The organism is Paenibacillus sp. FSL H8-0259 (genome assembly GCF_037963255.1).
Classification (GTDB): Bacteria; Bacillota; Bacilli; order Paenibacillales; family Paenibacillaceae; genus Paenibacillus_AQ; species Paenibacillus_AQ phytohabitans.
The window spans coordinates 5,151,147-5,164,629 of the sequence record NZ_CP150147.1; the positions used below are offsets into that span (position 1 = coordinate 5,151,147).

Annotated in this window: 8 protein-coding genes; all 8 read right to left on the minus strand. The window is 50.2% G+C overall.

Annotated features, from left to right (window positions below; genetic code table 11):
* Positions 1–291: 291 nt before the first annotated feature.
* The 8 genes from NSU01_RS22275 to NSU01_RS22310 all read right to left on the minus strand — a co-directional run bounded on the left by NSU01_RS22275 (position 292) and on the right by NSU01_RS22310 (position 13,169).
* Positions 292–1,092: a CAP domain-containing protein gene (locus NSU01_RS22275; RefSeq protein WP_076243326.1), complete on the minus strand. Its 801-nt coding sequence runs from the start codon at positions 1,090–1,092 to the stop codon at positions 292–294.
* Between the two features lie 341 nt (positions 1,093–1,433).
* Complete coding sequence (locus tag NSU01_RS22280) at positions 1,434–3,398, minus strand: WG repeat-containing protein (protein WP_042138550.1); 1,965 nt, start codon at positions 3,396–3,398, stop codon at positions 1,434–1,436.
* A 1,320-nt stretch (positions 3,399–4,718) separates the two neighbouring features.
* Positions 4,719–5,726 carry a galactose/methyl galactoside ABC transporter permease MglC gene (mglC, locus tag NSU01_RS22285; protein WP_039307739.1) on the minus strand — a complete coding sequence of 336 codons (1,008 nt, stop codon included), beginning with the start codon at positions 5,724–5,726 and terminating at the stop codon, positions 4,719–4,721.
* Between the two features lie 52 nt (positions 5,727–5,778).
* Complete coding sequence (locus NSU01_RS22290) at positions 5,779–7,290, minus strand: sugar ABC transporter ATP-binding protein (protein ID WP_042138554.1); 1,512 nt, start codon at positions 7,288–7,290, stop codon at positions 5,779–5,781.
* A gap of 151 nt (positions 7,291–7,441) precedes the next feature.
* Positions 7,442–8,524, minus strand: a complete 1,083-nt coding sequence (locus tag NSU01_RS22295) for a galactose ABC transporter substrate-binding protein (RefSeq protein ID WP_099052481.1) — start codon at positions 8,522–8,524, stop codon at positions 7,442–7,444.
* A 146-nt stretch (positions 8,525–8,670) separates the two neighbouring features.
* Positions 8,671–9,693 carry a substrate-binding domain-containing protein gene (locus NSU01_RS22300; RefSeq protein ID WP_076243328.1) on the minus strand — a complete coding sequence of 341 codons (1,023 nt, stop codon included), beginning with the start codon at positions 9,691–9,693 and terminating at the stop codon, positions 8,671–8,673.
* Complete coding sequence (locus tag NSU01_RS22305; RefSeq protein ID WP_083705448.1) at positions 9,690–11,516, minus strand: sensor histidine kinase; 1,827 nt, start codon at positions 11,514–11,516, stop codon at positions 9,690–9,692. Before NSU01_RS22305 ends, NSU01_RS22300 begins: the two co-directional genes overlap by 4 nt.
* Positions 11,517–11,519: 3 nt before the next feature.
* Positions 11,520–13,169 (minus strand): response regulator, encoded by a 1,650-nt coding sequence (locus tag NSU01_RS22310; protein WP_076243329.1) that lies wholly within the window; start codon positions 13,167–13,169, stop codon positions 11,520–11,522.
* Positions 13,170–13,483: the final 314 nt, after the last annotated feature.

Here is a 13,483-nt window from a genome sequence, read left to right on the forward strand (position 1 = left end):
CCCCTCCGCCGCTTTCACCTAAACAGTGTGGAGCAGCCAGGGCGGCACTATAGCACTGCTCTGATCATGCGAAACTGCGAAACTGCAAAGTCCAAAAAGCGAAACTACAGTGCAGAACTTCGAAACTGCAAATTGATTTATCTTCGTCTGACAAAAACCTTCATTTCCCGATCCAGAATAAAAACAACAACTATTAGTGGTGTTTCTCGTAGATTATCTTCATTTACTAAACCTCAAAAAAAGCCCCCCGGCAATGCCGGAGGACGAGTGAAGCTTAAGAGCTGCGTTATATTATTTGCCGATGAATTCCTGAACCCAGTAATTATTGTCGAAGCCTACGCCGATGTAGTTGAAATTCGTGCTCAGAATGTTAGCCTTATGGCCCGGGCTGTTCATCCAGGCAGTCATAACTTCCTGCGGCGTTTTCTGGCCCATCGCGATATTCTCTCCGGCTGCCTGATAAGTAATACCGAACGCGGACATCATATCAAAAGGCGATCCATAGGTCGGGGAAGTATGGGAGAAATAGTTGTTCGTACGCATGTCAGTAGCCTTAGCCGCTGCCACTTTGTTCAGGCTGTCCAGTGCGGAGACAGGAGCCAGTCCTGCTGCTGCGCGTTCTTTGTTCACCAGGGCTACAACCTGCTGAATGTAGCTTGAAGCGCTGTCTGCGACAGCTGGAGCCGCAGTTGCAGCTGGTGTAGCTACCGGCTTAGCGGTTGCTACTGGCGCAGTCGTCGGTGCTGGTGTAACAACAGGCTTAGCCGTTGCTACTGGCGCGGCTGTGACTACTGGTCTAGCTGTCGCTACTGGTACAGCGGTAGCCACCGGCTTAGCTGTTGCTGCCGGAACTGTTGCTACAGGATTCTTATAAATAACGGTCTTGGATACGGTGAACGTATTCCCGTCAAATACAAATGACTTCGAATTGTACTGTGTGAAATATTCCATGAATTTTGCGAAATTCGTATCTGAAGCGGTTGCCGTAGTGGCTCCAGCTGCTGCGCTTGCCTGTAATGGAAGTGAAATGCTAAGTGCCATAACAGCGGCTACACTTCCACCTATCATTGCTCTTAAAGTCTTGCTTTTCATTCTGCCATCTCCTTATTCTTGTTGTAGAATTACCTGGCTGCCGAGAGTTGCGGACATCAATTGTTACAAAGTTGTAATTTGTTCCTCAGTCATTGTAACATAAAAAATCAGGCTGTGCGCTTCTAAATTATGACATTTTTCTTGACGGCTGAGGCTTGTCCGCTTCTGTTCAAAAAGTGAAAACGGCTTTGCCGTCCTGTAATAAGGACGGTACCGTTTCAACGAGATATAGAAGGATAATTCATAACGCGAAGCATATATATTCTTATATTTAAGAAACCGTCCTCTTCAGAACGGTCACATGTTCTTACAGTTAATATCGGCATTCACCCGCCCCCCGCTTAATGAAAGGACTGCCAGAAATCCCCTTCTGTCGAGATCAGGCCCATAATTTCGGCATACGGAATCCGGAATGTAGGAAAGCCCGCAGCATACGGAGCAATTTCATAAGGGGCAAAATAGAGATACAGCGCTTCGCCATCTACATAAAAAGGCTGGTCAGCCGTAATGCCTTTGTACGTATCGGGAAAAACATAGGAATACTGCGGATCATTCGCAATCTGTTTTCCGACAATATCACTGAGTTTCTGCACATATTTGCTGCCAGGCTTAAACAGATCACTCAGCGTGTAAAATTTGCCGGTGCGCAAATTGATATGCTCATAGATCATAGTCGGCATTCCATGCGCCGCTCCAAACGGAAAGCGGTATCCGCTGAGCTCAAGTACCAGCAGGTTCTTGCGGAAGAAGGATACGGCAAAATCCCCCGTATAGCTAAAATCCTGCCCCGCTCCCCCAGTCCCCGCACCTTCTGCGAGTGAGAGACTGCGCAGCTTATCATTGACTGATTTGGATATCTCAGCGACAGCAATCCCTTCTACTACCGGATAGTAGACCAGATAATCCCTGTTCGGTTTATATTTCTTCTCCAGCACGGAGTACGGCGGTCTGAGCGGAATGACCCCATTTTGCCGCCATACCTGCTTGCCTTTGCGGTCATAGTAGGCAGTACGCTGGTCAACATCCGCACGGATCAGGTTGCCGCTGAAGGATAGAGATCCTGAGCCGGCAATGACCGGCGGCTGGGCGGCTTTTTTACCGCTTTTATCAATAAAATACGTGTCCTTGGCATCATACACCGACGCAAGCCCGTTCTGATAATTGTTCACCCCGAGCAGCGGATGGGTGCTGAGAATTCTGCCTGTAAGCGCATCGGCAATCACATAACGTGAACCCCGGTACGGCTGATCGGCATAAAGTGGGGTTCCCAGCGCAACCCGGTTCTCACCCAGCTGCTGGACTTCATAGTAAGTCGCCGGAATAATGGCTTTGCCCTGCTTGTCAATCAGACCGTATGCATTACCGTAATCCTCAGCTGTGTTGATTACCGCACGCCCTTCCGAGAAAGGCAAGGCTGCCGTAAACTGCGGCTGAATGGCAATGCTGCCGTCTGTATGGAGGTAACCGTATTTCCCGTTCTCCGTAGCTTGAAAAGCAAGCAGACCTTCCCCCGGATACCCCACGAATGGATACTTATACGTATGCAGCACCGTTCCCTGGGGATCAATCAGCGCGTACTCCCCCTCAGCGACTTTGACCAGCGCCGTTCCTTCATTGAAATCCCCGGCATCCAGATACACCGCTGGCAGCACCTCTTTGCCTTGGGCATCCAGATATCCGTAGTATGAGTTCCCCCCGGTTGTATTCTGCTTGGAGAACAGCGCGCGGCCTTCATGCAGCGAATTCAGATAGTCATACCGCGCGGACGTGACCTCTTTGCCTTTCTCATCAATAAAAGTATAGCCCTTGGCATCCGAAACCACAGCCCGCCCTTCGGCAAATGGAGCAATAAAGGAATATAGCGGTTTGACCTTCTCCCGCCCGGAGCTGTCAATCAGACCGCTGTAATTCTTGCGCTGCACTACCGCCAGGCCATTCTCCTGGAAATCCTCCGCATAGTCATATCTGGGCTCGATCACAGTCCGTCCGTCGTTATTAATGTAACCCCACAGTGTTCCGTCTTTAAGCTTAAAAGGAGCCGGATGCAGCATCTCCGCCCGCAGCCCGCTGGCATCTACCTCCGGAAGCACGATAAGCGCCTCCAGCGGCTTTTTGGAGTAGTCTACGCGGTATAATCCCGCCTCTGCCGGGATCGTCACGAACAGATCATCATCCGCACGGATGAAATCCTCCTCCTGCTGCGGAATAACCTCATTCCAGCCGATTCCGTCCCACCGCCATACCTCCGTCTGAATCAGACCATTGTCATTCTCTTTTCCCAGCTCGTTCAGCTTAATCCTCAGCATTCAGTCGCTCTCCCTTACAAAGGCATTTGCCTATAGAATATGAGAGTGAGGGGGAAAGGGTGTTTATGTGCCCAGAGCTGCCGATACGCGTGAGTATGGGCGTCAGCGTGAGCGTGGAATGCGTTGAGAGCGTGGAATGCGTTAGGAGCGTGGAATGCGTTAGGAGCGTGAGGGCTTAAAAACAAACTAGGAAAGGTGAGGCTGTAACTGCGGTGAATGTTTGGACTTCCGGCCGCTGTTGTCTCCAGATTTCTTGATTTGAACCGCTATAACGCGGTGGAAATCCGGAGACAAAGGCGGACGCTCCCGCTCCTCCAGTTCAAACTTCCCCTCCGTTACTCTCCACCTTTCTTCAGCAAAACCAAGGTCACAGGCACAAACTACATCAAAGACATAAACTGCAACCCTAAGAGCAGCACAAAAACACCCTTTCAGAGGGTGTTAGCAGGATGTTCAAGGGCTGCTTCGCCTGCCCTGTCACTGGTTATTGGGGTTCTGCAGCTACATGCGCTGGAATTGGAGAGCAATAAGAGCAACTTCACTACTTCCTCTTCAACATAAAATCCTGCACTAAATACAACATTCTCATCATTATACCGTCCCTAATCCACGATTGTTGTATAGAATGCAGCAATTCGCCATCTCCAAGGCAAAATGCAAGGAAATTCTTGCATTTCGTACAACAATCCGCCCGAACACTTATATATTTAAGCCTGCGAGTTGCACTACGTACAACATTTATACACCTGGTTACTTTGGGGTTTGCTGCGTTTGCTGCTCACTTAAGGGTTGAGATATTGGGCATGGTTTTGGAGAAAAGTTGCGACAAAATCAACAAGCCCCAAGCAAAAGACGTTTGCGAAATACCGCAAACGCTTAATTTGCACCACCCCCACCTGGGTGAGGTGATGGGAGTAACGAAGGTAAAGTTTGGAACTGGAGGAGCGGCAGCACCCGGAGGGTTCTTGCTTTCAATCGAAATGTAAGATGAACTATAAACCCCATATAAGGTGAGAGTAACGGAGGGGATTTTGGAACTGGAGGAGCGATAGCGACCGCCTAAAAGCTTTCCGTAGGAAAGCTCACTTCGTAAGCATACGCTTGTTTGGATTTCTACCGCAGACAGCGGATCAAAATCAGGAAATCCAAACCTAACAGCGGCCGGAAGTCCAAAACTCACCGCAGTTACGATCATACCTGATATCAAAGTTTCTCAGTTCATTTTACCTCTTACATCGGTACATTGAACGCAAAAACTCCGGGTGCACCAGCACCCGGAAGTCCAAACATTCGCAGTTACGGCTAATCACCGAACCACAATTATTTCTTCGAAGAATATTTACGCATATCGAACGATACAGCCGCGATGATGATGAGGCCTTTGATGATCAGCTGGTAGTAAGGGCTGATGCCGATGAAGGTCAGACCGTAGTTGATCAGGGTGAAGATGATAACACCGACCAGAACACCTGGAACTGTACCGATACCGCCGGTAGTGGATACGCCGCCGACTACGCAAGCCGCGATGGCGTCAAGCTCGTACATGTTACCATAGTTGTTGGTAGCGCCGCCTGTTCTTGCAGCTTCAAGCACACCCGCCAGACCGTAAAGGGCACCAGCGATAGCGTAGATGTAGATCAGGTTCTTGGACACGTTGATACCGGAAACCTTGGCAGCCTGCATGTTGCCGCCGATAGCGTACATGTTTTTGCCCAGCTTAGTTTTGTTAAAGAGTACCCACACGACGGCCGCGACCGCCAGGGCTATGAGAACGATGTAAGGTATTGAATATTGGCCGCTGCCGATAAAGCCGGAGCCGATTTTGGTGAAGTCAGGACGCAGACCGCCGATAGGCTGCGATTGGTTAGGGTCCATATCGAAGTACAGGGAGTTCAAACCGTACACGATGAGCATGGTGCCCAGGGTTGCGATAAATGGCGGAACATTAAGCTTGGAGACGATGACCCCGTTGATGAGACCGCAGAGCAGACCGGCAACGATGGCAATCAGGATGGGCAGCCATACCTGTACTTGCGGCAGATCAGGGAAGAAGCGGCGTGAGTAATCCGGTATCTGCAGCATCGAAGCGGAGATAACAGCTGTGAAACCAACCACGCGGCCTGCCGACAAGTCGGTACCGGCTGTGATGAGGATAAAGGCAACCCCAAGCGCGATGATAACGCGTGTAGACGACTGAATCAGTACGTCACGCAGGGTGTTGATGGACATGAAGCTTGGTTCATATATGATGATCCCCATAATCAGCAGTACCAGCACGATGTAAATTGCGTTTTGAGTCACAAAGGACTGAGCTTTTTTAACGTTCATTAGTAGTGATCCCCCTTAAAATTACGCGAGCATATTCTCCTATCCGTACTCCTTAATGCTGTGCAGCGAGACGCATAACTTCGGTTTCCGTAGCTTGCTCGCCTTCTAGTATTCCTGTAAGCCGTCCTTCCGACATGACCATTACGCGGTCAGACATCCCCAGCAGCTCAGGCATTTCCGAAGAAATCATGATAATGCTCTTCCCCTGCTTGGCCAGGTCGGCAATGATGGTATAGATTTCGAATTTGGCACCAACGTCAATTCCGCGTGTCGGCTCATCCAGCAGCAGGACTTCAGGCTCTGTAAGCAGCCATCTGGCCAGCAGCACCTTCTGCTGGTTACCGCCGGAGAGATTCATAATCTGCGTTTTGGTGGTTGGTGTCTTGGTGCGCAGCTTCTCAATCATTTTATCGACTTCAGCTTTCTTCTTTCTGCCGTTCAGCAGGAAGTAAGGCGTCTTATAATGGTCAAGGTTGGCAATTGCGCCATTCTCATGAACGGACAGTACCGGGAAGATACCGGTTACACGGCGTTCCTCGGTTAACAGCGCCAGGCCATGTTTCTTGGCATCCTGCGGCGAATTGATCTTCACCTTTTTGCCTTCAATTGAGATGGAGCCGGATTTGATTGCACGAAGGCCAAACAATGCTTCAATAACTTCCGTTCTCTGCGCACCGACCAGACCGCCGACACCGAGAATTTCACCGCGTCTCAGCTCAAAGGATACATCCTTAAAGGATCTTGGCTCCGGTGAGGTCAAGCCTTCCACCTTCATATAGACTTCGCCTGGAACATTAGTGCGCTCAGGGAAGCGGTTAGTAAGGTCACGGCCGACCATTTTGGAGATAATCAGGTCCGTGGTAAGCTCGGCCGACGGCCAGGTACCGATCTTTTTGCCGTCACGCATGATGGTTACTTCATCAGAGATTTCAAGAATTTCTTCCATCTTGTGAGATATATAGATAATAGCTACGCCTCTTTTTTGCAGATCCCGGATAATCCGGAACAAATGCTCAACTTCTACGCTGGTTAAGGAAGAGGTTGGTTCATCCATGACAATGACGCGTGAATGAAAAGAGACAGCCTTCGCGATTTCAATGGATTGGACCTTGGATACGGACAGCTTGCCCACCAAAGTTTCGGGATTCAGATCGATATCCAGATCTTTAAATAAATTTTCCGTGTCCGTGAACATTTTTTTGTGGTCAATGAACTGAATCGGCCCGATGCCCTTGGTCGGAAAACGTCCTAGCCAGATGTTCTCCATGACACTGCGGAAAGGTACCGGGTGCAGCTCCTGGTGAATCATCGAAATTCCGTGCTTAAGTGCATCGTTGGAGTTAGAGATGGTGGCCTTTTGGCCATCCAGGAAGATCTCACCGGCATCCGGTGAATAGATCCCAAAGAGACATTTCATCAGTGTCGACTTGCCTGCACCGTTCTCGCCCATAAGTGCATGAACCGAACCCGGTCTAACCTTTATGCTGACTCCGTCCAGCGCCTTAACGCCGGGAAATTCTTTAGTAATGCCGTTCATTTCCAGCAAAAACTCAGCATTTGCCATGTTGTTACGCCCCCTACGCTTTTTTTCTTTTTCCATGAGAGGCACAGCGGTTCCATCCTGTTCCCTACCCGAAAGGAATTCCGGAGAGCGGGTGACCGCCCTCCGGGATTTTTGTTTATGAAGCTTATCTGTATCTGGAGCAATCTAACTATTATTGAGCGTCAGCTACGTTGTCTTTAGTGATCTTTTTGTAGGAGATCCATACGTATTGGTTGTCAGTGATGTCGAAGCCTACGTTTTCTTTGGTAGGTGTTTCGCCTTTAGCCAGCAGGGAAGCCAGGACGATTGCCGCTTTACCCTGGTTGTTGGCATCGTTCAGCACTGTACCGAGCATAGTTCCGTCTTGCAGCGCTTGAACCGCTGGAGCAGTTGCATCAACGCCTACTACCGGCATGTATTTGTCGCCAGTGAAGTATCCTTGGGCTTTCAGAGCTTCAATTGCACCGAGAGCCATGTCATCGTTGTTGGCAAGAACGGCTTCAATCTTGTCGCCGTGGGAGCCGAGGAAGGCTGCCATTTTTTCCTGTCCTTTTACGCGATCCCACATTGCAGTATCTTCAGCCAATTTCTCAACCTTGATACCTGCATCTTCGATAGCCTGGATGGAGTAAGTGGTCCGCAGCTCAGCATCCTGGTGTCCCGGTTCGCCTTTGAGCATTACGTATTGCAGCACGCCGTCGCCGTTCTTGTCAGCTTCAGGGTGAGCCTTCCAGTAGTCAACGATCAGCTGGCCGGACATTGTGCCGGACTCTTCTGCTTTGGCGCCTACATAGTAAACTTTATCCCATTTCTTCATATCTTCTGGAAGCGGTTCGCGGTTCAGGAACACAACCGGAATGTCAGCTGTTTTTGCTTTGTCGATGATAACGCCTGCAGCTGTGCGGTCAACCGGGTTGATCAGCATGCCGTCATATTTTTTGGTGACGAACAAATCCACCTTATCATTTTGTGTAGGCTGGGAGTTCTGGCTGTCTACGATATCTACAGTAGCGATGCCTTTGGCAGCAGTATCGATGGCGTTACGGACACCCGTCATGAAAGTATCGTCGAATTTGTAGATCGCTACGCCAACCTTTGGAGTTTCAGCAGCGGAACCGGAGTTTGCAGTTGCAGCAGCGTTGCCTGTGTTAGCTTTGTTACCAGTGTCAGCAGCGTTGTTGTTGTTGCCGCCGCAGCCTGCAAGAGCAGCACCCAGCAATGCACTAGCAAGTAAAACGGAAGTGATTTTTTTCATAATCAATTGACCTCCTGAGGATATTTCTTTTTGTTATCCCGGTGTGTCCCGGGTACATCCTTATTATGCCCTACATGAAAACGGTTGCGAATATAAAATACTACTCATTTTCATGAAAATTCTAATGTTTAAAATCTGATTTTCTCCTATCTGACAAACGGGAACAGCAGCTTCTGGTTCTCGGGCCACAGCATATTCTCCAGATCGATCAGCTTGGTGCCTGTGTCCACCCGCTCCGGAATAGTCACACCTTCAAGCGCTTCTACGGCGTATTTCACGGCTAAATACCCGTTGCTGAAAGGGTTCTGGATCACGGTCGCCTGCACCGTGCCATCCTGCAGCGATTCCATCATGGAGGGGGAACTGTCAAACGCAACCATCTTTATGTTGTCCAATCTTAAGCTTTGTATGACTTTGGCTGCTCCCTGGGAAGCAATTTCATTCAACGTGGCAATCCCGCGCAGATTAGGATGCTTCTCCAGCATCTCCCGGGTCAGGGTTTCGGCCTCCACCGTGCTTGAGGAAGTGTAGGAAATCTGCACCACTTTGACATTCGGATAACGGGCTGCGTAATTGAGGAATCCTTTCTCGCGCTCATCCGCATCCCTGGCCCCGTAATCAATGCTGCCGCTGGAGTCCGGCGCAACATTCAAAGAGGAATTGGTGAAATTGATAATTCCAATCTCGCCATATCCCTGCAAAAGCTGGATCAGCCGCTCCGCGGACTTCTGTCCGGCTTCATAACCATTCGAACCTACATAGGCCTGAACTCTGGCCGATCCGACTTCCGCATCAACTGAGATCACCGGGATTTTGTAATATGCAGCCTGGTCTACGACCTGGGCCAGTCCCATATAGCTGCTGGCAGCGAGAATAATCACATCCGCTTTCTCCTTAATGGAGTCCTCCACCATCCCCACCTGCTCATCGATATCACTCTCCGAATCCGGCGCTTTGAACGTCAGCTTGACATTGAATTCCTTCGCTGCTGCTTCCGCACCCAGCTTCACTGTATTCCAGTAGTCCCCCTTGTTCATCTTGACAATCAGGTGGATATTACGTGTCTTGCTCGTATTGATATAAGCAGGCGACGAATTAAAGCAGGAGGACACGGAGATCCAGAGCACCCCGCATAGCAGCAAGGTCAGCCAAAAACGTATGCTTCTCACCGGTTTGTCTCCTCCTTCTGCTCATCCATGTCTTCTCCGGCCAGCCGGGCCGGGAACACAATGGTTACGATAGTACCTTCTTCAATTTCACTCTGAAAGGTTAGTCCATATTCGCGGCCATAATATAACCCGATCCGTTCATGAACATTCCGTACGCCGACTCCTGAGCCGCTTCCGCTTTTGACGCCTCCGCTCAGAATCACGTTCATCGTTTCTACGGACATCCCGAGGCCGTTGTCACTGACCCTGATAATAATGAGCCCATCCTGAAGCTCAGCGCTGATCGAGATCAGCCCTTCATCCGGCATCATTTCGATCCCATGGTAAAGTGCATTCTCAACGATTGGCTGCAGGATCAGCTTAACCGTCTGGTACTGCAATACTTCATCCTGTGCCGTTATTTCGTAACGGAACTTATTTTTGAAACGGAAGCTCTGAATCACCAGGTAATGGCGGATATGATCCAGCTCCTCCTGGATAGTAATAATATTCTTGCCCTTGCTCAGACTGATCCGGAAAAATTTCGAAAGGGACTGAATCATCGTGACGACCTCATCCGTTTTGCCGCGCTCTGCCAGCCGGATGACCGAATTCAGTGTATTGTATAGAAAATGAGGGTTGATCTGCGACTGCAGGACTTCAAGCTCGCCCTTGCGCTTGGTCTCCTGCTCATAGATGATCTGATCCATCAGCTGCCGGATACGCTGGAGCATCATATTGAAGCGTTTGGACAGCTGTTCCACCTCATAGGCGCCGCTGACATTGATCGGGGTGTTGAGGTCTCCCTCGCCCACCTGCTTGACCGTACGCTCCAGCTTGCGGATCGGACTGGCAATCAGCCAGGACAGGAACACAGATACGGCAATCACACACACCAGGACAACTGCGAGGAACCAGGACAGAAATTGGTTCAGGTCGCGCTTGGTCGTGACAATCTCATCGTAGTAAGCGACCCCAACGATCTTCCAGCCGGTCTGGGCCAATGTACGCACGGTAATAAACCGCTTCTCTCCGGTCGACTCATCCAGATAGCTGCGGAAGGCATATTCCAGCACCGGCTCCACATTCTCATATTTGAGGCCGGCATAGATCAGCTGCTGCTGTGGATGGTAGACGATATTCCCCAGCGGATCGAGAATGTAAGCGTATCCTCTTTTACCGAGCTTCACTTGCCGGCTTAGCTCATCAATCGTCCTGAAATTGAAATCCAGCAGCAGAACACCGGTTTTCAGCTCCCCCATCTCCCTGTACTGTATCATTTTGCTGATCGATACGACCCAGGTATACCGTCCCTTGAATAAATTCTGAATATGCGGGGCTGAGTAGGATATCTCCGAGGTCCGCTTGGCCGTGGTGAACCAGCTCTGGCTCTCCAGCTGAGTGTTAAGACGCATGCTTTGACCAGGCGTACCTACTACATATTTGCCCTGCGGTGTAAAAACAGCCATGGATACCAGGTCCTCACGGCTGCTCATTAGTGTGTCCATCCGTTCATAGAGCAGCGGAGAGTCAATGGATTGACTCGTGGTGATCTGCTTCTCCGCCGTCTCGAAGATGCTGCCCATCCCTTTAACATACAGCTCCAGATTATAATTCACCTGCTCGATAATCTGCTGCATGTTGAGATTGGCATTCTCCTCCGCCGTGTTGGCAAACTTGCCGTACAGCATAATGCTGACGATCACTGCAACGGCTACCGTCACCGCTGTGAAGGTCAGGGTAATAATGAGCTGGATGCTCCGCAGCTTGGAAGACAGGCGGATTTTGCCTCGCTTGCGGGGCTGCGGGCGAAGCGGAAAGAAAGTACCCTTCGGCTTGGTCATGAGTTATCCTCCCCGCGAGCTGTTCTTATACTCTTTGGGTGACTGTCCGTATTTCTTGCGGAAGCAGAAGCTGAAATAGTTCGGATCGGCAAAACCGATCCGCTCGGCGATTTCAAATGCCTTCAGCTCGGTCGAGCGCAGCATTTCCTTCGCCGCCTCCAGCCGGATCTGCAGCAGATAGCTGACAAAGGTCATCTTCATTTCTTTCTTGAAAATACTGCTGAAATAGCCTGTGCTGATATGCAGATGCTGGCATACCTTACCGATGGAAATATCGGACTCCTCATAATGGGCCCGGATATAATCCTTGGCCTGGTCAATCAGCTGCTTATAGCTCGACTGCCGCTCGGAGGCGATGGTATCCATCAGCCGGCTGCACACCGTGATAATCCACTGCTTGGCTTCCCCCATATTATTGAACTTATTAAGCTCGGTCAGCGAGGAAATGCCGGAGCCGATAAAGTCATTCGTTTCACTGCCGGATTCCTTGGCCACCCGCAGAATCGAAGTAATGATCTCCAACAGAAAAATCTGATAATCCTGTGTCGAGACCTGCGCCGTATCCAGCCCCCCGAACAGCTCGTCCACCACTTCCCGCAGCTCCTGGACTGTACCCAGCTTGATCGTGCGGATCAGCGACTGCTGGGTCAGCTCATCATAGGCCAGCATCTGGCTGGATCTCGATTCCACATCCTCAATCCAGATCACGCGGTTGTTGCCGAGAATCAGCCGGTAATCCAGTGCCTGCAGTGCATCTCCGAAGGAATTGAACAGCAGGGACGGCATCCGGCATACTGTTCCTGCACCGGCAGTCACTGTAAGCTTCAGGAAACGCTGTACATTCTGGCGGATTTCTTCAAGGATAGCGAAGGTTCTGCCTGTGATTTCGCTCTCATCGGTTCCCTGGCTGACGGAGAGCAGCACCACATCATCGCGGTGGATGAACACCTTGCCGAAGCTGTGCTTCTGGCAGATCTCCTCGGCAATGTTCAGCACGGCAAAGAGCTGCAGATTACGGTCACCGGTGTCCCGTAAGGATACCGGTCTCACCTCAGAAACGCCGGAGCTTCTGTCCGGGCGGATATAATCAATACTGATAACAGAGGATTGGAATAGCTCCCCGCTCAGGTTAATGCCGTATTCTGCGCTTTTCTCGGCAATTTCCGCGGAGCGCAGACGGCGTGACACCAGGGAGGACAGGAACTGCTCACGCAGCACCGGCAGGCTCTTGCGGTAATGCTCGCTGAGCACGAATACATTTTCCTTCTCGGCAATCTCGGTCTCAATCGCGGCTCTAACCTTCAGCAGGACATCAATCAGCTCCTGGGAAGAGAAGGGCTTAAGAATATATTCATCAATCTGCAGCTTAATCGCCTTCTGGGCATATTCGAATTCATCATAGCCGGTCAGAATGATTATCTTCGTGTTAGGGTGACGGCTGCGGATCCATTCCGCCAGCTGCAGTCCGTTCATGAACGGCATCTGGATATCGGTAACCACCACATCCGGCAGCAGCCGGTCTATCGCATCGGCTGCTTCACGGCCGTTCTCCGCCTGCTCCACCACTTCGAATCCGTATTTCTCCCAGTCGATCTGGGCGATAATGCCTTCTCTTACATCTTCCTCGTCTTCGGCGAGAATTAATTTATACATGCTTCATCCCTCTTCGGATATGGTTTGGAGTTTTACAGCATTATAATAGCTGATTCAGTAAGCTCAATCTATGTTTAAATAATGAAAGCTGTAGCAGCGGATCAAGTCAAATACGGGGAGCAATTCACTATATAGGCTGAATGCATTTATTGCAAGTAAATATTATGTACATACATAGGCTGAACTTAACAACTTAACATACAACCCATTCTTCACCCTGTGCATTTTTGAATTTCCGGGTGGCTGCTGTCGTTTACAGGGAAATCCTGCCCATAATACAACATTTTGCTCAAGATTTCGTCCCTAATCCAAAA